Consider the following 25979-nt stretch of genomic DNA (forward strand, 5'->3'; position numbering starts at 1 on the left):
CAAGCAGGTGGCGGCGGAGCCGGCCCGTGAACCGGCCGCGCCGGGTGCCGAGGTGCTGCCGGCGCGGAGTGGCGGGGAGCTCGCGGGGATCGCGATCACGCTGGACCGGCATCCCGATCCTGCCGATCCGGACCCGTGGATCGGGCTGCTGATGATGGACGCGCGGTTGCACCGGTCGGGGTACGGGCGGCAGTTGGCGGGGCCGGTGGAGGGCCGCCTGCGGGCGGCGGGGCGCACTGCCGGAAGCAGGCCGTTCCGGACGGCAATCCGAAGGCGCTCGCCTTCTGGACCGAACTCGGCTATCGGGTCGTCGACCGGCGCAAAGACCGTCAACTCGGACGGTCCTGCGCAGTGATGCGCAAAGAACTGCCAAATGAAGGGCAATTGACCGGATAACGAACATTGGCATGCACCTTCCGGACAAGGGCTGGTCAAAAACTTGACCGGTCTCTGTCAATCGACGCTCAACTCCTGGCAGTCTCACGGCCACCCCTCACACCCTTGAGACCCAAGGAGACCGAGTGACCCCCCAGTTCGCCACTCCGGGCACCACCCCCCGCAGGACCGTCATCCGCGCCGCCGCCCTCGCCGCCTCCGCGGCGATGGTCGTCGTCGGCGTGCAGGCCGGCACCGCGAGCGCCGCCGCCGAGCGCGAGGCCGGCGCCACCGCCGTGCCGCAGAGCGCCTCGCAGCGCGCCGCCGACATCCAGGCCGCCCAGGCCGGCGCGGACACCGCCGCCCAGGAGATCGGCCTCGACGGCAAGGAGAAGCTGATCGTCCGTGACGTCATCAAGGACGCCGACGGCACGGTCCACACCCGCTACGAGCGCACCTACGAGGGCCTCCCGGTCCTCGGCGGCGACCTCGTCGTCCACAAGGCCAAGGGCGGCAAGCTGAAGGGCGTCTCCAAGGCGACCTCCGCGAAGATCACCGTGCCGTCCACCGACGCCGCGGTCGCCGCGGGCACCGCCAAGAAGGACGCGCTCGCCGCCTCCGCCGCGGCCGACAACACCAAGGCCGCCGCCCAGTCCCAGCGCAAGGTCATCTGGGCCGCGACCGGCAAGCCGGCCCTCGCCTACGAGACCGTCGTCAACGGCCTCCAGGCCGACGGCACCCCGAGCGAGCTGCACGTCGTCACCGACGCCGCCACCGGCAAGAAGCTGTACGAGTACGAGGCCGTCGAGACCGGCGCCGGCACCAGCATGTACAGCGGCTCCGTCACCCTCGGCACCACCCCGAACGGCTCCACCTTCGACCTGGCCGACAGCGGTCGCGGCGGCCACAAGACGTACGACCTGAACGGCGGCAGCTCCGGCACCGGCACCCTGTTCAACGACGCCGACGACGTCTGGGGCGACGGCACCGCCGCCAACCGCCAGACGGCCGCCGTCGACGCCCACTACGGCGCCGCGATGACCTGGGACTTCTACAAGAACGAGCTGGGCCGCAATGGCATCGCCAACGACGGCAAGGCCGCCTACTCCCGTGTCCACTACGGCACCGCGTACGTCAACGCCTTCTGGAGCGACAGCTGCTTCTGCATGACCTACGGCGACGGTATCGGCAACACCCATCCGCTCACGGCCCTCGACGTGGCCGGCCACGAGATGAGCCACGGCCTCACCTCCCGCACCGCGAACCTGCGCTACAGCGGCGAGTCCGGCGGCCTCAACGAGGCCACCTCCGACATCTTCGGCACCTCGGTCGAGTTCTTCGCCAACAACTCCAGCGACATCGGTGACTACCTCATCGGTGAGGAGATCGACATCAACGGCGACGGCAGCCCGCTGCGCTACATGGACCAGCCCAGCAAGGACGGCCGCTCCGCCGACTACTGGTCGAAGCGCGTCGGCCGGCTCGACGTCCACTACTCGTCCGGCCCCGCCAACCACTTCTTCTACCTGCTCGCCGAGGGCAGCGGCACCAAGACCATCAACGGTGTCACCTACAACTCGCCGACCTCCGGCAATGTCACCGTCACCGGCATCGGCCGGACCGCGGCGTACAAGATCTGGTACAAGGCCCTGTCCACCTACATGACCTCGACCACCGGCTACTCGGGCGCACGCACCGCGACCCTGCAGGCGGCGACCGACCTGTACGGCGCCAACAGCACCCAGTACCAGGCCGTGGCCACGGCATGGACCGCGATCAACGTGAAGTGACCGGCTTCCCCTTGCCGTAGAGCCAGGTGTCCCACATCTCCGTGAGGTCCTGGCCCGACCGCGCCTCCACGTACGACGTGAAGTCGTCCGTGGAGGCGTTGGCATACCGGTGGTCCTTCGTCCAGCCCCGCACGATGTCGAAGAAGGCCTCGTCGCCCAGTGCCTGGCGGACCTTGTGGACCACCATCGCACCGCGCACGTACACCGGATAGTCGGAGATGGACGCGGCAGTCGGAGGATCGGCCGGCGCGAACGACCACAACGACGCGTTCCTGTCCTGCTCGTAGCGCGCCAGGAAGGTCTCCTCCGCGCTGGGACCGCCGTGGTCCTCCGACCACAGCCACTCCGCGTACGTCGCGAAACCCTCGTTGAGCCACATGTCCCGCCAGGTCTTCGGCGTGACCGAGTCGCCGAACCACTCATGGGCCAGCTCGTGCACAAGGGTGGTGGTGTCCAGGCCGTCGGCCGGGATGACCGGCCTGGTCTGGGTCTCCAGGGCGTACGCCGCATCGCCCGCGCGCTCGACGATCACCCCCGTGGAGGAGAAGGGGTACGGGCCGAAGTTCTTCACACCCCACTCCACGACCTCGGGGAGACGGGCGACTTCCGCGGCGACCTGCCCGGCCACCGTGGGGTCCACAGCCGTGAGGACGGGGATCCCGGACGGCGTACGGGACTCCTTCATGTCGTACTTCCCGATGGCCACCGTCGCCAGATAGCTCGCCATCGGCTCGTCCGACCGCCAGTGGAAGACGCTACGGCCGGACACCGACCGCTGCGACACCAACCGCCCGTTGGACACCGCCTTCAGCCCCTCCGGGACCACCATCGTGATGTCGTACGACGCCTTGTCGGACGGATGGTGATTGCCCGGGAACCACGCCATCGAGCCGGTCGGCTCACCGAGCGCGATCACACCGTCCGCGGTCTTCAGCCAGCCCTCGTGCGTGGTGCCGTCGGCATCGGTGATCCGCTCCGGGGTGCCGGAGTAGCGCACGACGGCACGGAACGTCTTCCCCTTGCCCAGGTCGTCGCGCGGGCGGAGCGTCAGCTCCTGCCCGGACCGGCTCACCACCGCCGCCCTGCCGTCGACGGTGGCACCGGTGACCCGCATCCCGGCGAGATCGAGATTGAAGGAGCTCAGATCCTGGGTGGCCCGGGCCGTGATCTCGGCAGTGCCGTCGAGGCGGCCGCTCGCCGGGTCGTAGGCCAGCATCAGGGCGTAGTGCCGGACGTCGTAACCGCCGTTGCCGAGATCCTCGAAGTACGGATCGTGCAGGCCCGGAGCGCCCGCGGTGCCGTGCACCCGGGCCGGAGTGGCCTTCACCCCGCCCGCGGTGCCGCTCCCCGCGGCACCGCCGTCCGTGCAGGCCGTGAGAGCGGCGAGCAGGACGGCGGCGACAGGGGCGGCTGGACGTGCGAGCGTCTTCACACGCCGATGATGACCCCGGTTGTCAGTTCCCCAGCGCTGCCACGCCCGCCTGCGCGCACTTCTCGTCGAGGGCGCCGCCCGCGAGAAAGAGGGTGCCGGGGATGTCCTTCAGGGGCGGGGTGGTCGCCGCGGCCACGGTCTGCCCGCGATCCGCGCCCGCGTCCGGCAGCTCGGCGGCACCCTGACGACAGCTCGGCGTCGACCCCCGTGGGGGCGCGGTCGCGGTGGCGAAGGAACAGCGGCTCCTGTCCTGAGGCCGGTCAGAACTCGCCGGTGTCGAGGGCGAAGCCGAGCGGCTCGGGCAGCGGGATCGTCTCGGACAGCTTGTACGTGACCTTGCTCCCGTAGTCGTCGCCGACCGGTTCCGTGCACAGCACCGCCTTGTCGGCCTGCCGGTCGATGATCAGATACACGGGAATCCCCGCGCGGGCATAGCCACGGATCTTCTTCACCCGGTCGTTGGCGGCGGTCGAGTCCGAGGTCACCTCGGCGACCAGAAGGACGGGGGCGGGGTCGTGGTACTCGAGCCGGTCGGCGAAGCTGCCCTTCGGAGCAAGCACCACATCCGGTTCGACGTTCCCGGTCGTCGACGCCCCCGGAACATGCAGCCCGATCCCCGTATAGCTACGGAGCCGGTGATCCTTGCGCCGCAGGGTCACCTGGTCGGACATCTCCGTCACGATCTCTTCATGCTCGCCATTGGCGGGAGGCGTCACGTGGATCTCCCCTTCGATCAACTCCACGCGCCACCCCTCAGGGGCAGCCGCACTGAACATGTCGAAGGCTTCCTCCACAGCCATGGCCGGGATCTTGTTCCTCGCCGACCTGACCAGGGACGGATAGTCGAACGTGCCGTCCTGGGAGTCGTACGGCTCGTCATCCGGAACAGGCAGTGCCACGGCGGACCTCCTTCGCACAGTGCGACGCTCCCAGCGTAGGCCGCACGGCACGGCCGGAACCGGACATCGTTCACTCGAACGTGCGAACGGCAACGTTTCCGCAGGCCCGGCAGGCCCGATGCCCCGCAAGCAGGCGCCCACCACCATCCGTGACACCATCGACTCCGTGCTCGACATCGGCTACTCCCTCTCCCGCCGCTTCCCCGATCCCCCGCAGACCGACTACCGCCGCGCGGACGTCCATGCCCTGCGCTACGACCTGTTCTGCGGTGACGTCTACCTCGCCGACACCAAGGCCGACCGCGAGGTGTCCACAGCCTGGGGATGGGTGCCGGTACTCGACTTCGCATGGGCCCTGTGCGACACCGTCGAACGGCTCGACCGCGACCCGCGCGGCAGCCGCGCCGCACAGCCGCAGTACGCCGAGATCGACTTCACCGAGTCCACGGACCTCATGCTCTTCGAGCGCCGCTTCGGCTGGGTGGACGTCGAGGCCGACTGGATGCCCGGCAGCGAGCCACCCCTCACCTTCAGCCACACCGAACTGCGCCGCGAGGCCCGCGACTTCCTGCACGACCTGATCGCCGACCTCACCGACATGCACGAGGGACTCGCCGACAACCCGGTGATCTGGGACCTCCAGGCCCGCTACCCCCGGGTGCCCTGAAGCACCAGCAGTTCGCCGGCCGCCGTGCCGTGCGGCATGCGTCCGGCGGATACACACCCGTACCCGTGCACAACCGGGGTGCGGGCAACTCATGTGCCACATGGTGACGCACACCACTGACAGCCATGTCACATCCGCACCCCCGCCGCCCGTCAGCACTGACGAACACACACGGACGACGGCCAAGGAGTACGACGACATGCACCACATCACTGTCATCGGCGGCGGCCTCGCCGGGCTGACCGCGGCCATCACCGCCGCCGAATCAGGCGCCCGTGTCACCCTGTACGAGGCCCACCGCACCCTCGGCGGGCGGGCCCGCACCGCCGAAGGGCCGTACCGGACCAACGAAGGCCCGCATGCCCTCTACGTCAAGGGCCCGCACTGGACCTGGCTGAAGCAACGCGGCCTGCTCGGCCCGATCACGACCGTGCCACCGCTCGAGGGCACCCGATTCCGTTTCCACCGCGGCGGCGCACAGCGCAGGACACCGCCGCTCGCACTGTTGCGACTGGCCCGCGTCAGCCCCGAACACGCCCCGGTCGACGTGGACTTCCACTCCTGGGCGGCCACCCGCGTGGGCACCGCAGGAGCACGCGCCGCGGCCCACTACGCGGCGGTCGCGCTCTTCCACCACGACCCGGGCGAGCTGTCCGCCGCCTTCGTCCAGGAACGGCTCGTACGGGCCGCCACCCTGCCGCCCGAGGCCCGCTATCCGCGCGGCGGCTGGGGCGAACTGGCGGAGAGGATGACCGCCCACGCCTGGAACCTGGGAGTCCGCATCGAGACCGGCACCCGCCTCGACACCCTCCCCGAGGACGGCCCGGTGATCGTGGCGACCTCACTCGACGCGGCCCGCCGACTGCTCGGCGACGACACCCTGCGCTGGGACAGCGGCCGTACCGCGCTGATCGACCTGGCACTGAAAACCCGGAGCGGCGATCCGTTCGTCATCTCCGACCTGGACGCACCGGGCTGGTTGGAGCGCTTCACCGCCCAGGACCCCGGCCTCGCCCCCGCCGGACGGCAACTGATCCAGAGCCAGATCCCCATCGCCCCCGGCGAGTCGAAGGCGGAAGGGACGGCACGTGCCGAGCGGCTGCTCGACGCCGGCTTCCCCGGCTGGCGCGAGCGGACCGTATGGCGCCGCGACGCCCTCGCCTCGGGCCGTACGGGCGCGGTCGACCGACCCGGCACCACCTGGCGGGACCGGCCGGCCATCGCACGCGGCAGCGGAGTGTGGCTGGCCGGAGACCAGGTGGCGGCCCCGGGCGTGCTGTCGGAAGTGGCGTTCAACAGCGGCATCGAAGCGGCCACGCTCGCGCTGAAGGCCGCCCGGCACGAACAGGTTGACCTCACACAAGGGTGAGGACGAAGAGTGGTCCCCGTCACCCGGGCCGGACCGGGCCCATGGCTCATCCCCGGTCCTTCTCGTCCGGTGGCACCTCGTCGCCGGACGCCTTCCCGGCCCCGGCCTGCCGACCGGACACATCCCGCCGCGCCTCCGGGCGGGCCGCCTGCCCCTTGCCCCGCTGCTTCTTGCCCTCCTCCGGACTCTCGCGCACATGCTCGGGCCTGTCGCCGATCTGCTCCATGGCCGCCTCGCTGGACACGCCCCTCGCACAGCCCCCGCCGCAACCGTCACACAGCCCCGCCAAGACCGCACCCCGACCCAGCCCGGCAGACCCACGGCCCGGTAGTTTGGGCGCCGACACAAGGCGCGACTGGGGAGATTCGCAGTGGGCAGGACCATGCTGTGGACAGGCGGAATAACTCTGGCGGCTTTGGGAGCCGTCACATTCCTCGCTGTCGAAGCGAAAAGCTCCGCACCCGAGTCCTTCGCCCAGGAGCGCCCCGCCGCGACAGCCCCGACGACAACACCGAAGCCGAAACCCCCCGCTGCTCCCGCCCTGCCGAAAGACTCCGGAGACGGCAAGAGAGTCGTCTATTCGATATCGGCAGACCGGGTCTGGCTCGTCGCCGCCGACGAAACCGTGACGACCGATTTTCCCGTGGTCCACGGCGCCGTCATCCCTCCGCCCGGGACGTACAAGATCCTCCATCGCGTGGAGTCCGCCACGGGCGGAGACGGAGTGCCCATCACTTACGTGCAGTACTTCACGAAATCCGTGGACTCGTGGATCGCCTTCGGCGCACAGGAACCGGGCCCTTCGCCCGCCGACGCGGGGAAGCGATCGGGCGGCGGAATACGCGAGACGGTCGAGAACGGAAGACGCATCTGGGAATTCGCCCCGGTGGGAACACCCGTCGTGGTGACGCCCTGACACGGTGAGCGTCCCCGGGAAGTTTGCCGCGTCACCCCTCCCTCCGAGCCGATCACCGGAACAGCACGTCCGTCCTCTCGACGAACGGACGCCCGGAAGGTCACGAACTCGTGGCCTGGGAATCGGCCGCTGTGTACAGTGGGGGAACCCCCGCGTGCGGCTTCGAAGCGCGCGGTGCCTCCTTAGCTCAGTTGGCTAGAGCGCGTGACTTGTAATCTCGAGGTCGTCGGTTCGATTCCGACAGGAGGCTCTTCGCAGGGAAGGCCCCCAGCCCATCACGGCTGGGGGCCTTCGGCGTCGGCGGCCGGTGCGGGGCCGCGGCCGCTGCTTGCCGGTGATCTTGAAGTTCGCCGGGGCGGACGTCTTGCCGGTCGAGGGGCCGCTGAGGATCTCGAGCTTCCCCGAGCCGATCAGGTCGGTCCTGGTGACGACAGAGAAACTGTAGTGCGCCACGCTCTTGCTTCCCGGCCAGCCGAACTCAAGAGTCGCCCTAGTGTCCCCGCTGTCGAGAACCCAGCGGTAGGTCACCTTCCCGCGCCCTCGACGGTGATCCGGCCGGTGAGGATCATGTCAGGTTTTGACGCGACCATGCAGTGCCCGGTCCGGTGGCCGGGTCGGCCCGCGCGGTCACGGACAGGACGGCCGGTGTCCGGCCGGTCTTGCCGGTCTTGCCGGTCTTGCCGGTCTTGCCGGTCTGAGCCTTGCCTGACCTGGACCGCTCGGTACAGCGTGTGGTCTTTCCATCCGCAGCGGTGGCCGTGTAGTCGCCGGATTCCACGTCCGAAACCCGGAAGGTCCCCTGAGGCGACGTGGTGAGTGTGTATGTGGGCTGCCCCGACTTCTCCCTGACGGTCAGCGCCTGTACCGGGGCGAATCCCGACCCCACCAGGATGAAGGGGGGTTCGCCCTCCGCCCTGCCTTCCACCACCGAGCACCGTGCGGTGGGGACCGCGGCAGGGGCCGAGGTGGTGGCGGTCCCTTTCCGGGCCGGTCCGTGGGCGCCGACGCCCGGTGCCAGCGCGAGCGATGCGGCGAGCGGTGGAGCGAGGAGTGCGAGACAACGCTTGCGGTTCATCGTTCTGCCTCCCGTGGTCGAACCCAGGCGAACCGGGACCATTGTGGCCGCCTGGGCGTGACGGGGGCGTGGCGGCGGCGTCAGTGCCGGCCTGAGATCTTGTCCGCGAGGGTCGCGACGCGGTCCGTGTCCGTCGTGCGGGCCGTGAGCTCGCGGCGGTCGGCGCCGCGGTAGGCGGCGTACAGAGTGTGGACGCCGATCCAGCGGAAGGGTTCCGGTTCCCACTTGCGGACCTTGTGGTTGACCCATGGGAGCGTGGTCAGTTCGGTGGGGCCGTGCTGGCCGGAGTCCTGCTGGACCAGGTCGCGGAGGGTGCGGGCGGCGAGGTTGGCGGTGGCGACACCGGAGCCCACGTAGCCGCCGGCCCAGCCGAGGCCGGTGGAGCGGTCGAGGGTGACGGTGGCACACCAGTCGCGGGGGACGCCGAGGACGCCGGACCAGGCGTGGTCGATCCGTATGCCGGCCGTGGTGGGGAAGAAGCGGACCAGGATGTCGCGGAGGGCTTCGATGGTGGCGGCCTGCGTGCGGCCGTCGTTGTCGGTGCGGGAGCCGTAGCGGTAGGGGATGCCTCGGCCGCCGAGGGCGATGCGGTCGTCGGCGGTGCGCTGGGCGTACATGTAGGCGTGTGCCATGTCGCCGAGGGTTTCGCGGCCGTCCCAGCCGATGCTGTCCCAGATCTCCTTGGGGAGCGGCTCGGTGGCGATCATCGAGGAGTTCATGGGGAGCCAGGAGCGCTTCTGGCCCTTGAGGCCGGCGGTGAAGCCTTCGGTGCAGCGGAGGATGTACGGGGCGCGGACCGTGCCGTAGGGGGTGACGGCGTGCTTGGGGCGGATCTCGGTGACGGGGGTCGATTCGTGGATGGTGACGCCGAGTGCCGCAACGGTGTCGGCGAGGCCCTTGACGAGTTTGACGGGGTGGATGCGGGCTCCGTGGGGGGTCCAGGAGGAGCCGACGGCTCCGGCGACGCGGATGCGGCCGGCGGTTTCGCGGGCGCCGAGCAGCAACCGGTCGGTTTCGCCGTAGGAGAGTTCCGTTTCGTGGAAGGCCTTGAGGCGGGCCAGCTGGGCGGGGGTGTAGGCGACTTCGAGGACGCCACCCTGGTGGATGTCGGCGTCGATGTCCTCCTCGGCGGCGGCGCGGACGACCTCGGTGACGGTGTCGTTCATGGCTTGCTGGAGGCGTACGGCGGAGTCGCGGCCGTGGAGGCGGGCGTAGCGGTCGCGGCCGGCGATGCCGTTGTAGAGCCAGCCGCCGTTGCGGCCGGAGGCGCCGTAGCCGCAGAAGCGGGCTTCGAGGACGGTGATGTTGAGGAAGGGTGCGGCCTTCTTGAGGTAGTACGCGGTCCACAGGCCGGTGTAGCCGCCTCCGACGATGCAGACGTCGGCGCTCGTGTCGCCGGGCAGTGGTTCCCGGGGGTCCGGGATGCCGTTCTGCGCGTACCAGAAGGAGATTCCGCCGTTGATCGTGCTGCTCATGGGGGTGTTGGTACACCGCACGGGACGGCCCCGTCCAGGTTCAGGGTGTCGATTGAAGTGTGGTGAGGCTGTGCAGTCCGTCCGTGGAGCTTGTGTTTGACGGGGCCGGCGGGGATCCATGTGGCGGCGTCCGGAGTGGTCCGTCAACTGGAACACCCCGTCGATCGGCTTCCACAAGCCCTGGGCGCCCGTCCGCAGGACGAGCGGACGGTCTGCCGGCTCACGGACGACGAGCCGGCGGAGCCGGGCGCGTCCGGGTAATCGCTCGCTCTCGCCTGCTGACAGACCGGGCGTGGCCGGGTAGCGTCACCGGAGGTCCGCTCCGGTGGACTAGACCCATCCTTCTTTACTCGGATCGTCCGGCACGTTCCTGCCGGTGAAGGGGGCCCATCACCATGGCCACTGTTACGTTCGACAAGGCGACCCGGATATATCCGGGGGCGTCCAAGCCCGCCGTCGACGCGCTCGACATCGAGATCCAGGACGGCGAGTTCCTCGTCCTGGTCGGTCCGTCCGGCTGCGGCAAGTCCACCTCTCTGCGGATGCTCGCGGGGCTGGAGGACGTCAATGGCGGTTCGATCCGCATCGGTGACCGCGATGTCACCCATCTGCCGCCGAAGGACCGGGACATCGCCATGGTGTTCCAGAACTATGCGCTGTACCCGCATATGACGGTCGCCGACAACATGGGCTTCGCGCTCAAGATCGCCGGGGTCGGCAAGGCGGAGATCCGCGCGAAGGTCGAGGAGGCGGCGAAGATCCTGGATCTCACCGAGTACCTCGACCGCAAGCCGAAGGCGCTCTCGGGCGGTCAGCGGCAGCGTGTCGCGATGGGCCGTGCCATCGTGCGTGAGCCGCAGGTGTTCCTGATGGACGAGCCGTTGTCGAACCTGGACGCCAAGCTGCGCGTGTCGACGCGTACGCAGATCGCGTCACTCCAGCGCCGTCTCGGCATCACCACCGTGTATGTGACGCACGACCAGGTCGAGGCCATGACGATGGGCGACCGGGTGGCGGTTCTCAAGGACGGTGTGCTGCAGCAGGTGGACTCGCCGCGCAACATGTACGACCGGCCGGTGAACCTCTTCGTGGCCGGCTTCATCGGCTCTCCGGCCATGAACCTGATCGAGGTGCCGATCACCGACGGTGGTGTGAAGTTCGGCAACAGCGTGGTGCCGGTGTCGCGTGAGGCGCTGTCCGCCGCCTCGGCCAACGGCGACCGTACGGTCACGGTCGGCGTCCGTCCGGAGCACTTCGATGTCGCGGGCGCCGAGAGCGACCAGGGTCTGGCCGTGACCGTCAATGTCGTCGAGGAGCTCGGCGCGGACGGTTATGTGTACGGGACCGCCGAGGTCGGTGGCGCGCAGAAGGACCTGGTGGTTCGCGTGGGCGGGCGTGAGGTGCCGGAGAAGGGCGCGGAGTTGCATGTCGTGCCGCGCTCCGGTGAGATCCACGTCTTCTCGACGTCGACGGGCGAGCGCCTCAGCGACTGAGCGAGGTGTGGCAGCCGTACGGGGCCTCGGCTCGCTCCGGCCCCGTACGATGTCGACAAATACCCCGACAGGCCGGGCATTTCGATCTCTGTGCGTCAACACCCCATTCGAACGGGAGCATAGAACCATCCCTCGACAGGGTGACGAAATGTCGCCAAATCATCACTCCCCGCTACGCTCCCTTGCGTGATGCACACAGCCCGCCGTATCGGCCGTACTCTCGCGCTCGTCCTGCCCGTTGTCCTGGTCCTGTCCGGGACGCTCGCGGTCACCCGCGTCTCCTGGGCGGGGAGCAGCGATTCGCAGATTCTGACCGCCTCGTCCGAGAACGTGTCCGTACCCGCCAAGTCCCGTGCCCCGCAGGACGTTCTGCGCGATCACCTGCTCGCCGAACTGCAGGAGAAGGACCCCGGCACCGCGCTGACGCACCTCCAGCGGGAAGTGGAGGCGCGGCCGTCGCTGGCCAGGCACTGCATGTCGATCGCCCGCGCGCTGGGCCGTGCGGCGGTTCAGGCGTACGGCCCGACGAGGGCCCAGTCGTTCTCGCGGCCGGTGTGCGACACGTCCTTCGCCCTGGGTGTGGCACAGGAGAGCTGAACGCCCCCGGCCGGGCCCTGCGGCCGGGCCGCATATCGTGCTCTGCATGACTGCTTTCCCCACGCAGGCCGTGATCCTGGCAGGTGGCCAGGGGTCGCGACTGCGCCCGTACACCGACGACCGCCCCAAGCCGATGGTCGAGATCCCGGGAACCGGGACCCCGATCATCGGCCATCAGCTTGCCTGGCTGGCCGAGGAGGGCGTCACCGACGCCGTCGTGTCGTGCGGCCATCTCGCCGATGTGCTGGAGGAGTGGCTGGCGGCGGCGGAGCTGCCGCTGCGGGTCACCACCGTGGTGGAGAAGGAGCCGTTGGGCCGTGGCGGCGGTCTGAAATACGCCGCCACGCACCTGCCTCACCCCGATCAGCCGTGGTACGCCACCAACGGGGACATCTGGACGCGTTTCTCGCTGCGCGAGATGGCGGAGTTCCACGCCGAACGCGACGCGGTGGCGACACTCGCACTGGCCCGGCCCCGGATTCCCTGGGGCGCCGTCGAGACCGACGAGTTCGGGCATGTTCTCGACTTCATCGAAGCGCCGCCCTCGCCGTATCTGATCAACGCCGGTGTCTATGTGTTCTCTTCGGAGTTCACCGGGCTGCTGCCCGACCGCGGCGACCATGAGCGCACGACCTTCCCGCGGCTGGCGCGGGAGCGCCGACTGGCGGGGTATCCGCTGCCGCACGGCGCGTACTGGCGGGCCATCGACACCGCCAAGGACCTCATGGAGGCGGCGAAGGAGCTTGCGTCCCGGGCGGGTTGAGACACACACGAGTGAGGGGCGGTCACCGGATACCCGGTGACCGCCCCTCACTCGTGTTCAGCCCAGCAGGCCCCCGATGGGATTCTGCGGGCCGCCCGAGGTGCCGCCCGACGACGAGCCTCCCGCGCCGTCTTCCGTGCCTCCGCCCGAGCCGCCGCCGCTGGTGCCGCCCGAGGACGTCGGGCCGGCGCCGCTCGACGGCGGCGGGGCCGGGGTGTCCTGCCGCGGGGACGTCCCGCCGGTGCCCTGCGCGGCGGTGGGCGCCTTCTCCTCGGGCGTGACGGGCTCGGGGGCGGGCTGCTCGGGTGTGGGGTCCTCCTGCTCGTCCGCGGCGCTCTCGGAGCCGCTGGGCGACGGCTCGGGCTGCCGGGAGGCCTCCCGGGGAGACGGGCTGCCGGAGTCCGTTTCCTGCGGGAGCGTCATACCGGGCAGATAGTTGGTGGGGTCGTCCTCGGGCGGCACGGTGACCACCTCGGAGGAGCGCACCGCGCCGCCCAGCACCGAGCCGATGAGCAGGGTGAGACCGACCACGACGGACGCGGCGACTGCGCCGCGGCGCAGTACACGGCGGCGCAGTTCCCACAGTTCGGAGCGCGGGCCGAGGGTGCGCCACGCCTCGCCGGCAAGCCTGCCGTCGACCGAGTACACGGGCGCGCCCGCGATGATCAGCGGGCTCCAGGCGGCGAGGTAGATGATGTCGGGGGCGTCGTAGGCGGGAACGGTCCTCCAGCTGACCGTCATGATCAGCGCTGCGGAAAGCAGCGCACCGACGCTCGCCGCGACCCGCTGCCAGAGCCCCAGCACGGTGAGTACGCCGACGACGACCTGCAGAAACGCAACAGTGAGGCCCGATCCCACCGGATGGGTCAGCGCGAAGTCGCGCAGCGGTTCGGCGAGCGCCCAAGGGTGGAGCTGGTGCAGCCACTTGACCATGGAGCCGCGTTCGCCGCCGTCGAAGTAGACGGGGTCGCAGAGCTTGCCCATGCCGGCATAGACGGAAATGAAGCCGAGGAAGACCCGGAGCGGCAGCAGCACCACGCCGAGGTTCATCCGGCGGCCGGGGTAGTAGGCGTGGCGTACCGCGTCGCCGCCGTGGCGCCGGGCGGGCCCGGCCGTCGTATGCTCCTCGTGCTTTGCGTACGCGTCCTCGTCGTACGCGCTCTCGGCGGGACGTACCCGAGGCAGCAACTGGGTGACCGGCCCGCGCTGGCGTCCGACGAGGGGCGTGGGCACGGTGTCCTCGACGTCGACACGCGGGATGACCTGCGTGCTGGCGCCGTCGAACCGCCCGGCCACGTCCCGTACGGCCTGCAGCAGCCCGATGGCCCCGGGGTCGCCCGGCGCGGACCGCCCGCTCCACACGACGGGCGCCCGACGGCGCGCCCTCACGCCGCCCATGGCGGGGCTCCAGGCCTTCTCGGCCGCACGCGGGCGCTGGCTCGGCCCGAGCCGCACCCGGAAGCTGGCGTGGTTGACGATGACCTGCGCGGGGTCGCAGGGCACCTTGACCATGCTCAGGGCGGGTTGGTCGTCGAACCGGGGCGTTCTGGTGTCCACACTCATCTAACCGAGTGACGCGTGCTTAGGACACTGCCTTGACGCCACGGATTCTGACGAAGACCCGTCAAGATCGGCGCACGCAGCGTGCGCAGGAGGCTGTCCGCGCCCGGGGTTGCCGCCCTCCGCACACTCGACCGGTGTGTAAACGGCGACTACGCGTCACGCGCCCCCGGGCGGAGCCCAAGCGCATCGGTCGTCGTCGGGTGGAACAGCATCACCGGCGCCGTCACTGCCACCCCCCGCCAGCGCGATCCCCGCCGGGATGAACCCGCCCTGCGAGCGGAGCAGAGTCCAGGCGACCGGCAGCAACCCCGAACCGACAACCGCCCCCCGGGCCGCCTCCGGGCCGCACCCGACAACCGGCAGCAACCCCAGCAACCCCCGGCGCACCCGGGAACGGCAGCCGCACCCGACAACCGGCAGCAACCCCCAGCGCACCCGGCAACGGCAGCCGCACCCCGACAACCGACAGCAGCCCGGACCGGCAGCACCCCGGAGCCGCGCCCGGCAGCCGGCAGGGGCTCAGACCCGCCTGCGCGCCGCCTCGTACAGCACGACACCCGCCGCGACACCCGCGTTCAGCGATTCCGCGCCACCCGGCATCGGGATCCGCACGCGGAAGTCACAGGTCTCGCCGACCAGCCGCGAGAGGCCCTTGCCCTCGCTGCCGACGACGATGACGACCGGCCCCTCCAGGGCCTCCAACTCGCCGACCTCGACCTCGCCGTCCGCGGCGAGGCCGACGACGGTGATGCCGGCCTTCTGGTAGGCCTCCAGGGCACGGGTCAGGTTGGTGGCCCGCGCCACCGGCGTACGGGCGGCGGTGCCCGCGGACGTCTTCCAGGCGCCCGCGGTCATACCGGCGGCACGCCGCTCGGGCACGACGACACCGTGGCCGCCGAACGCGGAAACGGAGCGGACGACGGCGCCGAGGTTGCGCGGGTCGGTGACGCCGTCGAGGGCGACGATCAGCGGGTCCTCGCCCTCGTCGAAGGCCGCGGCCGCGAGGTCCTCGGGGTGGGCGTACTCGTAGGGCGGGACCTGCAGGACGAGGCCCTGGTGGTTGAGCCCGTTCGTCATGCGGTCGAGCTCGGCGCGCGGCGCCTCCATGAGGTTGATGCCGCCGCGCTCCGCGGCGAGCTGGAGCGCCTCGCGCACCCGCTCGTCGTTCTCGATGAACTGCTGGACGTACAGCGTCGTGGCGGGCACGCCCTCGCGCAGCGCCTCGACGACGGGGTTGCGGCCGACGACCAGCTCGGAGGTGCCCTTGCCGCCGCGGCGAGCGACGGGACGGCGCTGGGTCTGCTTGGCCTTCGCGTTGGCGATGCGGTTCTTCACATGGCCCTTGCGCGCGGAAGCGGGCGGCGTCGGGCCCTTGCCCTCGAGGGCGCGGCGCCGCTTGCCACCGCTGCCGACCGTCGCGCCCTTCTTGTTGCTGGTGCGGCGGTTCCTGCGCTGGCTGTTCCCGGCCATGACGTACTACCTAACCCAATCCTCGGAACTGCGTACGTAAGTAAGTGTGCCGGGTGTCAGCGCGGACCGAGGGTCCAGCGCGGTCCGGACGGACTGTCCTCGATGACCAGGCCGGACTGCTGCAGCTGGTCGCGGATGGCGTCGGCGGCGCCCCAGTCCTTGCGGACACGGGCGGACTCGCGCTGCTCCAGTACGAGCCGTACGAGGGTGTCGACGACACCGTGGAGGTCCTCGCTGCGGTCGCTCTCGCCGGCCCAGTCGGGATCGAGCGGGTCGAGGCCGAGCACGCCCAGCATGGCCCGTACCTCGGCGAGGCGGGCGACGGCCGCTTCCTTGTCGTCGGCGGCGAGCGCGCTGTTGCCCTGGCGGACGGTGGTGTGGACGATCGCGAGGGCCTGCGGGACGCCCAGGTCGTCGTCCATGGCCTCGGCGAAGGCGGTCGGCACTTCGAGGGCGGGGTCCACGACGCCCCCGGCCTTCTCGACGACACGCTGCACGAAGCCCTCGATGCGCGCGAAGGCGGACTCGGCCTCGCGCAGGGCTTCCTCGCTGTACTCGATCATCGAGCGGTAGTGCGGGGTGCCCAGGTAGTAGCGCAGCACGATGGGCCGCCAGCGCTTGGTCATCTCCGAGACGAGCACGGAGTTGCCGAGCGACTTGGACATCTTCTCGCCGCTCATGGTGACCCAGGCGTTGTGCACCCAGTACGTGGCGAAGTCGTCGCCGTAGGCCTTGGCCTGGGCGATCTCGTTCTCGTGGTGCGGGAAGATCAGGTCGATGCCGCCGCCGTGGATGTCGAAGGCGGAGCCGAGGTACTTGTGGGCCATGGCGGAGCACTCGAGGTGCCAGCCGGGCCGGCCGCGGCCCCAGGGGGTCTCCCAGCTGGGTTCGCCGGGCTTGGCGGCCTTCCACATGGCGAAGTCACGCGGGTCGCGCTTGCCGGTCTCGCCCTCGCCGGAGGGCTGCAGCAGGTTGTCCAGGTCCTGGTTGGACAGTTCCAGGTAGCCGGGGAAGGACCGTACGTCGAAGTAGACATTGCCGTCGGCTTCGTAGGCGTGGCCGCGCTCGATGAGGCCGCGCATCATCTCGACCATCTCGGTGACGTGGCCGGTGGCGCGGGGTTCGTAGGTGGGCGGCAGGCAGCCGAGCGCGTCGTAACCCTCGTTGAAGGCGCGCTCGTTGTCGTAGCCGATGGACCACCAGGGGCGTCCCTGCTCCGCGGACTTGGCAATGATCTTGTCGTCGATGTCGGTGACGTTGCGCACGAACATCACGTCGTAGCCGCGGTAGGCGAACCAGCGGCGCATGATGTCGAAGTTCAGGTTGGAGCGGACGTGCCCGATGTGAGGGGCGGCCTGCACGGTCGCGCCGCACAGGTAGATCGAGACACAGCCCTGCTTGAGCGGGATGAAGTCGCGGATCTGCCGGGCGCTGGTGTCGTACAGGCGAATAGTCACCACTCCAGAGTAGTGGGCGTGTACCAGTGCCCCGTGCCCTCTTGGGGACACGGGGCATCGATTCTTCACACGCGTGCGTCGACCCGGCCGTCAGGCCCGGTAGACCAGTGCGGTGGCGATGCCCGTGAGGCCCTCCGCGCGGCCGGGGAATCCGAGGCCGTCGGTGGTGGCGCCGGACAGCGAGACCGGGGCGCCGATCGTGTCGGAGAGGAGCTTCTGGGCCTCCTCGCGCCGCTTGCCGATCTTCGGCCGCAGGCCGACGACCTGGACGGCGACATTGCCGATCTCGAAGCCCGCCTCGCGGACGATACGGGCCGCCTCGGTCAGCAGGCTCACTCCCGAGGCGCCGGCCCACTCGGGCCGGCCGGTGCCGAAGTGGGCGCCGAGGTCGCCGAGACCGGCAGCGGAGAAGAGCGCATTGCAGGCGGCGTGCGCGACCACGTCGGCGTCGGAGTGGCCGGCGAGGCCGTACTCCTCGTCCTCCCACAGCAGGCCGGCGCACCACAGCTCGCGGCCCTTCTCGAAGGCGTGCGTGTCGGTGCCGATGCCGACGAGCGGGATCACGAAGGGGGTACCCCCTGTCGTGGGGACGTCAGTAGGCATCGTTGGCCCTCCTGCGCGCCAGGACCGCCTCGGCCAGCAGCAGGTCGAGGGGGCGGGTGACCTTGAAGGCTTCCTCGTGGCCCGGTACGACCACGACCGGCGCGCCGAGCTTCTCGACCATGCCGGCGTCGTCCGTGGCGCCCTCGCCGTCGACAGCGACGGTTTCATGGGCGCGCATCAGCGTGTCGCGGTCGAAGCCCTGCGGGGTCTGCACGGCCCGCAGGCGGGCACGCTCGGGCGTGCCGAGGACCGGTTCGGGGCCGCCGTCGGCGTCCGCGGGCTCGACCTCCTTGACGGTGTCCGCGAGCGGCAGCGCGGGCACCACGGCCGGCGCGCCGTCCCGTACCGCCTCGATGACCGCGTCGACGGTGTCGACGGGCACCAGCGGGCGGGCGGCGTCGTGCACCAGCACGGTGGAGACCGTCTCCGGGAGCGCCTCCAGGCCGAGCCGCACCGACTCCTGGCGGGTGGCGCCGCCCGCGACGACCAGTACCTCCGCGCGCTCGGGCAGCGGGTACTCGCCGAGGAGGCCCTTGACCTCGGCGACACCGTCCGGCGGCGCCACCACGACCACGAGCGAGACGGCACGGGAAGCGGCCATGGCCCGTACGGCGTGGATCAGCATGGGCGTGCCGCCCAGCATGCGGAGCGCCTTGGGGGCGCCGGGGCCGAGCCGTACTCCGCGGCCTGCCGCCGGGATCACCGCGGCGGTACGGGCAAGTCTCGTTTCATCAGACATCGATGTGCACTCCGGAGGCTCGGGGTCGCCCCCGAATTCATGCGGCAGGTTTGTGCGCTCGGCCGTTTTGGGTATGGCCTGGGGGAACCCCCGGCCGAAGGCTGGGGGGTGCTGGGCGCGGCTCCTTGACCGGACCCCTTCCGTGACAACCGGTCAGGCGTTGGTCGCGCCGTGCATTCGAGTGCAGAAGCTGGACATGCCGCAGTGCCCGGCAGCGCGCAGCATTGCGCACCACTGGGCACCGCGGCACGGTTGGTGCTCCTGGTGCTGTTGCGTCAGGACACTCAGGACGCGAGGACTTCGTCGAGCAGCGCCTCGGCCTTGTCCTCGTTCGTGTTCTCCGCGAGGGCGAGCTCGCTCACCAGGATCTGCCGAGCCTTGGCGAGCATGCGCTTCTCACCTGCGGAAAGACCACGCTCACGCTCGCGGCGCCACAGGTCGCGCACTACTTCGGCGACCTTGATGACATCCCCGGAGGCGAGCTTCTCCAGATTTGCCTTGTAGCGACGGGACCAGTTCGTCGGCTCCTCGGCGTACGGCGCGCGCAGCACCTCGAAGACCCGGTCCAGTCCGTCCTGACCGACTACGTCGCGTACGCCGACGAACTCGGCATTGTCCGCGGGCACACGAACCGTCAGGTCGCCCTGAGCGACCTTGAGCACCAAGTAGGTCTTGTCCACGCCTTTGATCTGGCGAGTTTCGATGGCCTCGATCAGCGCGGCCCCGTGATGGGGATAGACCACGGTGTCGCCAACCTTGAACGTCATGTGACAGGTACCCCTTCCGTGGCTATCCAGGGTAACACGAGAACGGCTTCTCCTGAATGGCGTTTCCGCAGGTCAGGGCATATCTCGGGGCTTGACAACAGCAACACGAACGTGCTGCGGAGGTCTTCCGGAAGGGGGTATTCGCAGGTCGGAGCGGCTCTATGGGGGTCCTGAAACGCACACGTTACAGGCGCCGGACACCCTCCTACAGAGGACGAACGTCCCGATTTGCCTGGTTCCAAGCAGTGAACTTCGAGTACTCCGTTCGGGCCCCGGTCACCCGTACGGATCCATCGTCCATTTTCCGCCAGACGCGCCGGAGCGACTCCTGGAATTCGATCACGGAGAGGTATCGGCGGGTATTCGGTAAGTAATGCGTGACCGTACGGAAAATGGATCACCCTGGATATGTGAACGACGTACGAAACCGGCCATCAGTGAGCCGTGCCGACGCGATGTGCACAGCCCGCGGACGCCCCCCCGGCCGGCCTCGCCGCGTACTGGGGCGGGTCGGGTGCGGGGCGTCCGGGGCGGATCGGTAACCTAAGGCCGCTGACACACCCTTAGTCCGTTCTTACGTCCAAGGAGTTGCCGCCGCCGTGAGCCGCAGCCTTCGACGCGGCGCCCTCGCCGCCACTGTCCTCGCGTTCTCGCTCGTCACGCTCTCCGCCTGTGCCGCGGGCAACGACGCCCAGACCCTCGGCGTCAAGCCGGACAACGCCGCCGTCAAGGTCGGCGACATCCAGGTCCAGAACGCGACGCTCATCACACAGCCGGAGCCCGGGGCCGCGGGCCCCGCCGTCGTCTCCGCGACCCTCTTCAACAACGGCACCGCGCAGCAGACCCTGGACACGATCACGCTGCCCGGCACCAGCGCCTCGGTGAAGCTCACCGCGGCCGGCGGCTCCGGCGCGATCACCGTGCCGGCCGGAGGCTCCGTCGTCCTCGGCGGCGAGGGCAACGCCTCCGCCGTGATCGAGAACGGCAGTGCGGCCGGCGCGAACGGCAGCGTGCAGAAGGTCGCCTTCACCTTCAGCAAGACCGGCGAGGTCGCGCTCAACGCGTTCGTCGTCCCGGCGACCAGCTACTTCACGAGCTTCGGCCCGACCCCGCAAGCGGGCGCCACCACCGCCACGCCGACGGCCACGGCCACCCCGGCGACCACGGCGACCCCGCCGGTCGAGGGCGCGGGCTCCGAGGCGTCCGACGACGTATCGCTGGACGAGGACCACTGACAGAAGCGGGAAGGCCCGCCAGGATCTCCTGGCGGGCCTTCCCGCTGTGTACGTGACGGGCGTACGCCCCTCCTTCACGGCTCCCCAGGGGCCGTTGACGGGCCTACAGCTCGAACGTGCAGCCCAGACCGCGCACCGTCACCAGATGCCGCGACGCGCCCGGGTCTCGAACCCCACCCCGCACGCGCCCCTCGCACCGCTCGGCCCCGGCGGGCCTCCCGGGCTTCGGAGCGCTGCGGCGGCCTCCGGCCGCCGGCGCGGGCCGATGCCGGCCTACGGCTCGAACTTGTAACCCAGACCGCGCACCGTCACCAGATGCCGCGGCGCGCCCGGGTCGGGCTCGATCTTCGCCCGGAGGCGCTTGACGTGGACGTCGAGGGTCTTGGTGTCGCCGACGTAGTCCGCGCCCCACACCCGGTCGATCAGCTGCATACGGGTCAGCACCCGGCCCGCGTTGCGGAGCAGCATCTCCAGCAGGTCGAACTCCTTCAGCGGGAGGTCCACCTTCGCGCCCGCCACCGTGACGACGTGGCGGTCCACGTCCATGCGGACCGGGCCGGCCTCCAGGGCGGCCGGGGTGATCTCCTCCGGCTCACCTCGGCGCCGCAGCACCGCGCGGATGCGCGCGACCAGCTCGCGTGACGAGAACGGCTTGGTGACGTAGTCGTCGGCGCCTATCTCCAGGCCGACCACCTTGTCGATCTCGCTGTCCTTGGCAGTCACCATGATCACGGGAACGTTGGAGCGGCTGCGCAGCTGCCGGCAGACCTCCGTGCCGGGCAGGCCCGGCAGCATCAGGTCGAGCAGTACGAGGTCGGCGCCGTTGCGCTCGAACTCGTCCAGTCCGTCGGGTCCGGTGGCCGCGATCGCGACCTCGAAGCCCTCCTTGCGAAGCATGTAGGAAAGGGCGTCGCTGAAGGATTCCTCATCCTCGACGACAAGCACTCGGGTCACGGAAGGACCTCCGGGGCAGGGATCGGCGTGTCTGTGAAGGTCTCGTAGGAACGGTCGTCGTCACCGTCGAGGTGATCGACGGGTCCGTCCGCGGGCGTGGTCCTGCGGTCCCGCTTTTCGGCGGACTCGGGCAGCCGCAGGGTGAAGGTGGAGCCCTGGCCTTCGGAGCTCCACACCGTGACCTCCCCGCCGTGCGAGGCGGCCACATGCTTGACGATGGCGAGGCCGAGGCCGGTTCCGCCGGTGGCGCGGGAGCGGGCGGGGTCGACGCGGTAGAAGCGTTCGAAGATCCGCTCGCGGTCCTTCTCGGGGATGCCTATGCCCTGGTCGGTCACGGCGATCTCGATCAGGTCCCCGCCGGGGGCGGCGACGCGGCGGCCGGCGATGCCGACGCGGGTACGGGCCGGGCTGTAGTTGACGGCGTTCTCGACGAGGTTGCCGAGGGCGGCGGCGAGCTGGCCACGGTTGCCCCAGACATACAGGGCGGCGGTGCCCCCGACGGCCATGGTGATCTGTTTGGAGGTCGCGGTGTGCCGGCAGCGGTCGATGGCCTCGGCGACGAGTTCGTCGACGCGGACCGGCTCGGCGTCCTCCATCTGGTCGTCGTTCTGGACCCGGGAGAGGTCGATGAGCTCCTGGACCAGGCTGGTCAGCCGGGTCGCCTCGATCTGCATCCGGCCCGCGAAGCGTTCGACCGCCTCGGGGTCGTCGGAGGCGTCCATGACGGCCTCCGAGAGCAGGGAGAGCGCACCGACCGGGGTCTTCAGTTCATGACTGACGTTCGCTACGAAGTCGCGCCGGACCGCTTCGATGCGGCGGGCCTCGGTGAGGTCCTCGACCAGCAGCAGCACCAGCCGGGAGCCGAGCGGGGCGACCCGGGCGGAGACCGCGAGTGCCTCGCCCCGGCCCGTACCGCGCCGCGGCAGGTCCAGCTCGACCTGGCGTATCTCACCGTCGCGACGGGTGTCGCGGGCCATGTGCAGCATCGGCTCGACGGCCAGCTTCCCGCCGCGGACCAGGCCCAGGGCGTACGCCGCGGAGCTGGCCTTGACCACACTGTCGCTCTCGTCGAGAACCACGGCCGAGGAGCGCAGCACCGACAGCACGGTGTCGACGCCGGGCGGAAGCACGGCGTCGGTGTGCAGCGAGGTGCGCGTGGGGCGCGCCTGTTCGCGCTCGCTCCAGCGGAACGCCAGCATCGCGATCACCCCGGTGCACACCCCGGAGATCGCTGCTGCTGCGGCAACGGCCGCGTTCACGTCCATGCATCCAGGTTATGCATGGCCTCGGACACTCCCCCACCAATGGACGCTGCTCCGCGAACAGTCGTCGCCCAGAGTTCACCGAGGTGACGGGGGCGGTTCATTTGGGAAAGCGGAATCCGACGCGTACGCCCCGGAACGTGGGAGCGTGGGGGATCCGAGATGCCCCGGCAGTTACAGAGAGGGACTACCGATGCGTGACGCGTACCACGAGGAACTGGACTCCATAGGCGAAGGCCTGGTCGAGATGGCCCGGCTCGTCGGGTCGGCGATCGGGCGCGCCACCACGGCCATGCTCGACGCGGATCTGAAGCTCGCCGAGACCGTGATCGCCGCCGACCAGAAGGTCGACGATCTGCAGCACGACCTCGAGGCCCGGGCGATAGCCCTGCTGGCCCGCCAGCAGCCGGTCGCCACCGATCTGCGGATCGTGGTCACCTCGCTGCGGATGAGCGCCGACCTGGAGCGCTCCGGCGACCTCGCCCAGCACGTGGCCAAGCTGGCCCGCCTCCGCTTCCCGAACTCCGCGGTGCCCCGCGATCTGCACGCCACCATCCTGGAGATGGGCCAGCTGGCACAGCGCCTGATGGCCAAGGCCGCCGAGGTCATCATCACCAAGGACGTCGACCTGGCGCTCCAGCTGGAGACCGACGACGACGAGATGGACCTGCTGCACCGCACGCTGTTCCAGCACCTGATCGACGACCGCTGGAAGCACGGCATCGAGACGGCCGTCGACGTGACGCTGCTGGGCCGCTACTACGAGCGTTTCGCCGACCACGCGGTCTCCGTGGCGAAGCGCGTCGTCTACCTGGTGACCGGCGAGCACGCGGACGAGCTCCAGGCTCCGGTGAACCCCGACGAGGCATAAGGCGCGCGCCGAGCCGCACCCGGCTCGTCGGACGGAGACCGGCGCAGCACCCCGACGCCTGTGAGGCGCCCCCGGCGCCTCACAGCGCAAGGGGCGCGTCAAGAGGCCCCCGCGCGGTCCCGGTGGCCAAGCGCGTCCTGGTGACCGGCGAGCACGCGGACGAGCTCCCGACTCCGGTGAATCCCGACGAATCGTGAGCCGATGCGCCGTTGACGCGCCCGCTGAACCGGGCATGCAATGGGCAGAGGTCCGTCTGCCCATGAGGAGGCCCCCATGGCCGATTCCCCCATCGTCGACCCTCAGCAGGAAACTCCCGTCGAAGTGACCCGGCTGCCCGTCCTCGGCGCCTGCGGCTGCGGCTCGGGCTGCGGCTGCGGCTGTCAGTCCGGCGCACCGTGCCAGTGCGGCGGCTGCTGCGGCTAGCGGCAGCGCACCCGCGCCGAAGCTGCTGCGGCCGGCGTGAGTGCCGTGCACACGTGAGGGCCCCGTCCGGAACCGATTGCCGGACGGGGCCCTGCCACGGCGTATGCCGGTCAGCCGTCCCGGCCGAGATCGAGCACGCCGACGGTCTGTCCGCCGCTGGTCTCACCGGTCGGCCGGAAGCCGAGCTTCAGATAGAACTCCCCGGGACCGTCCTCCCCCGGCTCCCAGCTCGTGTACAGCTGCTGCTTGCCGCGCCGGCGCAGCTCATCGGCCACCGTCTCCACCGCGAACCGCCCGTACCCGCGTCCCTGCCGCTCCGCGTCTATGTTCAGCCGCCACAGACCGCTGCGCCGGTCCTCCGGGTCCTTCTCCGGGTTCCACCGGATGTCCAGGAAGGCCATCAGGAATCCGACGAGGTCCTCCCCCGTCGAAGATCAGCCGCGGCCAGGCGGTATCGCCCCATGCGTACGCCTCGGCGAGCGAGCGCGCGACCGCCGCGACATTCCTCTCCTGGTCCGGCCGTACCCGCAGCGCGAGCGCGGCCTCCACGTTGGCGGGCGTGATCTTCTCGATGCGTATGGTCATCCACGCACCGTATGCATGCGCGAGCCCTCGGCCCACCGAATATCGCCCTCGTCCGGCCCGGGCTCCGTCAAAGTGAGGATCAGCCACGAGGCTCGTCATGGCACCCGACTCAACTGATCAGTGTCGCCTCTTGTGTGGAGCCCCAGGACACACCGCCTTGGGGCTCCGCAAGAGGCACCTGCCGCAGACCCAACAGGCGATCTCAGCTTCTCACCGCTTTTGAACTCTGTACCGCTTGAGAAGAGCGGTGATCTTCCCGTAGTCGGCACCGCCGTTCAGCTCGGTGATCAGATCATCAGGGCAGAGCTCATACAGGTCGCCCCACCAGCGACGCCCCCTGTTGTCCCAGATGCGGTAGCCGCCCGGCACACCCTTGGCCACGTATCGCCGTCTGCTCACGGTGCGCTCCGATGCACGCTGCACCTGTCCAAGTGCTTCCCCGATCGTCAGAAAGCGGTTCGTTGATCATTGACTCACCCGCGTCGAGGCCGACATGGCTCACGGTCAGTACAGCGAGGCTCCCAGGCACAAGCAAGCCCACGGCGTGCGCCGGGAGCAGCAGCAGGGAGTTCGTCCCCTGGTCGGCCGGGGCAGCCGGCAGGGCCTGGAGGGGGATGTCCGAGTGAAGCGGCGGATTGTGTTTGCGCTGGGAGCAGGTGCAGTGCTCGGCGGCGCGGGCTTGTGGGCAGCAGCCGACGAGAGCCGCCGGGAGAGCCGCACCGACAAGGAAGCCGTGGAGAAATACTTCCCCGCCCTGGGCCCGCTGGTGGAGGCGCACTGGGCGACGAGTCGTGACGGCGAGGCCGATGGGCGCTCCCTGCCCTCACCTGACTTCGTCATCACGGCCGTCCTTCGGCTGCAGCCGGGCAGGGTAGCCGCGTTGACAGCGAACGGGGGCTTCGTCGCGGCTGATACGGGTGTCGTCTACCTTTCCTGGTTCGAGAAGGGGTTGTCCGATTTCCTGCCGGCAGGTGCGCGGTGGGTGCACAGCGACGCCTTCGACGAGGAGGTACTGAGCAAGTTCGACAACGGACAGTGCTACCTGGACGGGGCGACCGACATGGCCTTCGTCCGGGCGATCAACCCGGTGGACCCGGGTGCGCCCACTGCCACGCCTGCTGCTGTTTCGTCGTCCTGAGACGCTGTGGACCAAGCCCCCTGCCGGCGAAGCAACCGCGGGCAGGGGGCTCAGTCGTGCG

At 70.1% G+C, this 25979-nt stretch carries 26 protein-coding genes, 1 tRNA gene and 2 pseudogenes; 13 read left to right on the forward strand and 16 right to left on the reverse strand.

The window, feature by feature from the left end; all coding sequences use genetic code 11:
- Nucleotides 1-7 precede the first annotated feature (7 nt).
- Nucleotides 8-355, forward strand: a complete 348-nt coding sequence (locus ABD858_RS14705) for a hypothetical protein (protein ID WP_345037472.1) — start codon at nucleotides 8-10, stop codon at nucleotides 353-355.
- 247 nt (nucleotides 356-602) lie between these two features.
- Entirely contained in the window at nucleotides 603-2165 is a 1563-nt protein-coding gene (locus ABD858_RS14710) for a M4 family metallopeptidase (protein ID WP_345044550.1), read from the forward strand.
- On the opposite strand, the gene ABD858_RS14715 is transcribed toward ABD858_RS14710, so the two are convergent.
- From ABD858_RS14715 to ABD858_RS14720, 3 genes and pseudogenes are all read right to left on the reverse strand, one after another.
- A complete protein-coding gene (locus ABD858_RS14715; RefSeq protein WP_425586201.1) occupies nucleotides 2152-3597 on the reverse strand; it encodes a M1 family metallopeptidase in 1446 nt (481 codons plus the stop codon). The two genes, ABD858_RS14710 and ABD858_RS14715, sit on opposite strands and share 14 nt — an antisense overlap.
- Before the next feature lie 22 nt (nucleotides 3598-3619).
- Nucleotides 3620-3724, reverse strand: a pseudogene (locus ABD858_RS36805) (heme-binding protein); the annotation flags it as partial.
- Between the two features lie 133 nt (nucleotides 3725-3857).
- On the reverse strand, nucleotides 3858-4496 hold the full coding sequence (locus ABD858_RS14720) for a Uma2 family endonuclease (protein ID WP_425586202.1): 639 nt from the start codon (nucleotides 4494-4496) through the stop codon (nucleotides 3858-3860).
- A 166-nt stretch (nucleotides 4497-4662) separates the two neighbouring features.
- On the opposite strand from ABD858_RS14720, the gene ABD858_RS14725 reads away from it, so the two are divergent.
- Both ABD858_RS14725 and ABD858_RS14730 read left to right on the forward strand, forming a co-directional pair.
- Nucleotides 4663-5163 carry a hypothetical protein gene (locus ABD858_RS14725; protein WP_345044558.1) on the forward strand — a complete coding sequence of 167 codons (501 nt, stop codon included), beginning with the start codon at nucleotides 4663-4665 and terminating at the stop codon, nucleotides 5161-5163.
- 199 nt (nucleotides 5164-5362) lie between these two features.
- A complete protein-coding gene (locus ABD858_RS14730; protein WP_345037474.1) occupies nucleotides 5363-6532 on the forward strand; it encodes a phytoene desaturase family protein in 1170 nt (389 codons plus the stop codon).
- Between the two features lie 46 nt (nucleotides 6533-6578).
- On the opposite strand, the gene ABD858_RS14735 is transcribed toward ABD858_RS14730, so the two are convergent.
- Nucleotides 6579-6776, reverse strand: a complete 198-nt coding sequence (locus ABD858_RS14735; protein ID WP_345037476.1) for a hypothetical protein — start codon at nucleotides 6774-6776, stop codon at nucleotides 6579-6581.
- Nucleotides 6777-6902: 126 nt separating this feature from the next.
- Here ABD858_RS14735 and ABD858_RS14740 point away from each other — a divergent pair, with 126 nt between their 5' ends.
- Both ABD858_RS14740 and ABD858_RS14745 read left to right on the forward strand, forming a co-directional pair.
- Nucleotides 6903-7448 carry a L,D-transpeptidase gene (locus ABD858_RS14740; protein WP_345037478.1) on the forward strand — a complete coding sequence of 182 codons (546 nt, stop codon included), beginning with the start codon at nucleotides 6903-6905 and terminating at the stop codon, nucleotides 7446-7448.
- Between the two features lie 176 nt (nucleotides 7449-7624).
- Nucleotides 7625-7698 (forward strand) — tRNA-Thr (locus ABD858_RS14745).
- Between the two features lie 315 nt (nucleotides 7699-8013).
- Here the strand turns inward: ABD858_RS14745 and ABD858_RS14750 are convergent.
- Complete coding sequence (locus ABD858_RS14750; protein ID WP_345037480.1) at nucleotides 8014-8523, reverse strand: hypothetical protein; 510 nt, start codon at nucleotides 8521-8523, stop codon at nucleotides 8014-8016.
- An 80-nt stretch (nucleotides 8524-8603) separates the two neighbouring features.
- The gene (locus ABD858_RS14755; RefSeq protein WP_345037482.1) at nucleotides 8604-9998 is read right to left on the reverse strand and encodes an NAD(P)/FAD-dependent oxidoreductase; all 1395 of its coding nucleotides are present in this window, start codon (nucleotides 9996-9998) and stop codon (nucleotides 8604-8606) included.
- Between the two features lie 395 nt (nucleotides 9999-10393).
- On the opposite strand from ABD858_RS14755, the gene ABD858_RS14760 reads away from it, so the two are divergent.
- The 3 genes from ABD858_RS14760 (at nucleotide 10394) to ABD858_RS14770 (ending at nucleotide 12851) form a co-directional block, all read left to right on the forward strand.
- The gene (locus ABD858_RS14760; RefSeq protein WP_345037484.1) at nucleotides 10394-11491 is read left to right on the forward strand and encodes an ABC transporter ATP-binding protein; all 1098 of its coding nucleotides are present in this window, start codon (nucleotides 10394-10396) and stop codon (nucleotides 11489-11491) included.
- Between the two features lie 186 nt (nucleotides 11492-11677).
- Nucleotides 11678-12088: a hypothetical protein gene (locus ABD858_RS14765; RefSeq protein WP_345037487.1), complete on the forward strand. Its 411-nt coding sequence runs from the start codon at nucleotides 11678-11680 to the stop codon at nucleotides 12086-12088.
- Nucleotides 12089-12134: 46 nt separating this feature from the next.
- On the forward strand, nucleotides 12135-12851 hold the full coding sequence (locus ABD858_RS14770; RefSeq protein WP_345037489.1) for a nucleotidyltransferase family protein: 717 nt from the start codon (nucleotides 12135-12137) through the stop codon (nucleotides 12849-12851).
- 57 nt (nucleotides 12852-12908) lie between these two features.
- On the opposite strand, the gene ABD858_RS14775 is transcribed toward ABD858_RS14770, so the two are convergent.
- The 6 genes from ABD858_RS14775 to ABD858_RS14800 form a co-directional block, all read right to left on the reverse strand.
- The gene (locus tag ABD858_RS14775) at nucleotides 12909-14414 is read right to left on the reverse strand and encodes a DoxX family membrane protein (protein WP_345037491.1); all 1506 of its coding nucleotides are present in this window, start codon (nucleotides 14412-14414) and stop codon (nucleotides 12909-12911) included.
- A gap of 519 nt (nucleotides 14415-14933) precedes the next feature.
- Complete coding sequence (gene rlmB, locus ABD858_RS14780; RefSeq protein WP_345037493.1) at nucleotides 14934-15884, reverse strand: 23S rRNA (guanosine(2251)-2'-O)-methyltransferase RlmB; 951 nt, start codon at nucleotides 15882-15884, stop codon at nucleotides 14934-14936.
- 56 nt (nucleotides 15885-15940) lie between these two features.
- Nucleotides 15941-17341, reverse strand: a complete 1401-nt coding sequence (gene cysS / locus ABD858_RS14785) for a cysteine--tRNA ligase (RefSeq protein WP_345037495.1) — start codon at nucleotides 17339-17341, stop codon at nucleotides 15941-15943.
- Nucleotides 17342-17431: 90 nt separating this feature from the next.
- Nucleotides 17432-17944: a 2-C-methyl-D-erythritol 2,4-cyclodiphosphate synthase gene (ispF, locus tag ABD858_RS14790; RefSeq protein ID WP_345037497.1), complete on the reverse strand. Its 513-nt coding sequence runs from the start codon at nucleotides 17942-17944 to the stop codon at nucleotides 17432-17434.
- A complete protein-coding gene (gene ispD / locus ABD858_RS14795) occupies nucleotides 17934-18683 on the reverse strand; it encodes a 2-C-methyl-D-erythritol 4-phosphate cytidylyltransferase (protein ID WP_345037499.1) in 750 nt (249 codons plus the stop codon). Before ispD ends, ispF begins: the two co-directional genes overlap by 11 nt.
- A gap of 284 nt (nucleotides 18684-18967) precedes the next feature.
- On the reverse strand, nucleotides 18968-19450 hold the full coding sequence (locus tag ABD858_RS14800) for a CarD family transcriptional regulator (protein WP_003953493.1): 483 nt from the start codon (nucleotides 19448-19450) through the stop codon (nucleotides 18968-18970).
- A gap of 599 nt (nucleotides 19451-20049) precedes the next feature.
- Between ABD858_RS14800 and ABD858_RS14805 the strand changes: the two genes are divergently transcribed.
- Nucleotides 20050-20685 (forward strand): DUF461 domain-containing protein, encoded by a 636-nt coding sequence (locus ABD858_RS14805; protein ID WP_345037503.1) that lies wholly within the window; start codon nucleotides 20050-20052, stop codon nucleotides 20683-20685.
- A gap of 273 nt (nucleotides 20686-20958) precedes the next feature.
- Here the strand turns inward: ABD858_RS14805 and phoP are convergent, their stop codons facing one another.
- Together phoP and phoR are read right to left on the reverse strand one after the other, a co-directional pair.
- The gene (gene phoP, locus ABD858_RS14810; RefSeq protein ID WP_486389250.1) at nucleotides 20959-21630 is read right to left on the reverse strand and encodes a two-component system response regulator PhoP; all 672 of its coding nucleotides are present in this window, start codon (nucleotides 21628-21630) and stop codon (nucleotides 20959-20961) included.
- A 5-nt stretch (nucleotides 21631-21635) separates the two neighbouring features.
- Nucleotides 21636-22904 carry a two-component system sensor histidine kinase PhoR gene (gene phoR / locus ABD858_RS14815; protein ID WP_345037507.1) on the reverse strand — a complete coding sequence of 423 codons (1269 nt, stop codon included), beginning with the start codon at nucleotides 22902-22904 and terminating at the stop codon, nucleotides 21636-21638.
- A 190-nt stretch (nucleotides 22905-23094) separates the two neighbouring features.
- On the opposite strand from phoR, the gene phoU reads away from it, so the two are divergent.
- Together phoU and ABD858_RS14825 are read left to right on the forward strand one after the other, a co-directional pair.
- Nucleotides 23095-23772 (forward strand): phosphate signaling complex protein PhoU, encoded by a 678-nt coding sequence (gene phoU, locus ABD858_RS14820; RefSeq protein WP_345037509.1) that lies wholly within the window; start codon nucleotides 23095-23097, stop codon nucleotides 23770-23772.
- Nucleotides 23773-24045: 273 nt separating this feature from the next.
- A complete protein-coding gene (locus ABD858_RS14825) occupies nucleotides 24046-24195 on the forward strand; it encodes a hypothetical protein (protein ID WP_345037511.1) in 150 nt (49 codons plus the stop codon).
- A 110-nt stretch (nucleotides 24196-24305) separates the two neighbouring features.
- On the opposite strand, the pseudogene ABD858_RS14830 reads toward ABD858_RS14825, so the two are convergent.
- Both ABD858_RS14830 and ABD858_RS14835 read right to left on the reverse strand, forming a co-directional pair.
- Nucleotides 24306-24780, reverse strand: a pseudogene (locus ABD858_RS14830) (GNAT family N-acetyltransferase).
- 210 nt (nucleotides 24781-24990) lie between these two features.
- A complete protein-coding gene (locus tag ABD858_RS14835; RefSeq protein WP_345037514.1) occupies nucleotides 24991-25179 on the reverse strand; it encodes a hypothetical protein in 189 nt (62 codons plus the stop codon).
- Between the two features lie 145 nt (nucleotides 25180-25324).
- Between ABD858_RS14835 and ABD858_RS14840 the strand changes: the two genes are divergently transcribed.
- The gene (locus tag ABD858_RS14840; RefSeq protein ID WP_345037516.1) at nucleotides 25325-25918 is read left to right on the forward strand and encodes a hypothetical protein; all 594 of its coding nucleotides are present in this window, start codon (nucleotides 25325-25327) and stop codon (nucleotides 25916-25918) included.
- Nucleotides 25919-25979 lie beyond the last annotated feature (61 nt).

Source organism: Streptomyces sannanensis, from assembly GCF_039536205.1.
GTDB classification, from domain to species: Bacteria; Actinomycetota; Actinomycetes; order Streptomycetales; family Streptomycetaceae; genus Streptomyces; species Streptomyces sannanensis.

Excerpts from the sequence above, each read along its gene's own strand:
- ABD858_RS14710 (WP_345044550.1), top strand. The coding sequence starts at position 603 with ATGGTCGTCGTCGGCGTGCAGGCCGGCACCGCGAGCGCCGCCGCCGAG.
- ABD858_RS14730 (WP_345037474.1), top strand. The coding sequence starts at position 5,363 with ATGCACCACATCACTGTCATCGGCGGCGGCCTCGCCGGGCTGACCGCG.
- ABD858_RS14750 (WP_345037480.1), bottom strand. The coding sequence starts at position 8,523 with ATGAACCGCAAGCGTTGTCTCGCACTCCTCGCTCCACCGCTCGCCGCA.
- ABD858_RS14755 (WP_345037482.1), bottom strand. The coding sequence starts at position 9,998 with ATGAGCAGCACGATCAACGGCGGAATCTCCTTCTGGTACGCGCAGAAC.
- ABD858_RS14760 (WP_345037484.1), top strand. The coding sequence starts at position 10,394 with ATGGCCACTGTTACGTTCGACAAGGCGACCCGGATATATCCGGGGGCG.
- ABD858_RS14770 (WP_345037489.1), top strand. The coding sequence starts at position 12,135 with ATGACTGCTTTCCCCACGCAGGCCGTGATCCTGGCAGGTGGCCAGGGG.
- ABD858_RS14775 (WP_345037491.1), bottom strand. The coding sequence starts at position 14,414 with ATGAGTGTGGACACCAGAACGCCCCGGTTCGACGACCAACCCGCCCTG.
- rlmB (WP_345037493.1), bottom strand. The coding sequence starts at position 15,884 with ATGGCCGGGAACAGCCAGCGCAGGAACCGCCGCACCAGCAACAAGAAG.
- ispF (WP_345037497.1), bottom strand. The coding sequence starts at position 17,944 with ATGCCTACTGACGTCCCCACGACAGGGGGTACCCCCTTCGTGATCCCG.
- ispD (WP_345037499.1), bottom strand. The coding sequence starts at position 18,683 with ATGTCTGATGAAACGAGACTTGCCCGTACCGCCGCGGTGATCCCGGCG.
- ABD858_RS14800 (WP_003953493.1), bottom strand. The coding sequence starts at position 19,450 with ATGACGTTCAAGGTTGGCGACACCGTGGTCTATCCCCATCACGGGGCC.
- phoR (WP_345037507.1), bottom strand. The coding sequence starts at position 22,904 with ATGGACGTGAACGCGGCCGTTGCCGCAGCAGCAGCGATCTCCGGGGTG.
- phoU (WP_345037509.1), top strand. The coding sequence starts at position 23,095 with ATGCGTGACGCGTACCACGAGGAACTGGACTCCATAGGCGAAGGCCTG.
- ABD858_RS14825 (WP_345037511.1), top strand. The coding sequence starts at position 24,046 with ATGGCCGATTCCCCCATCGTCGACCCTCAGCAGGAAACTCCCGTCGAA.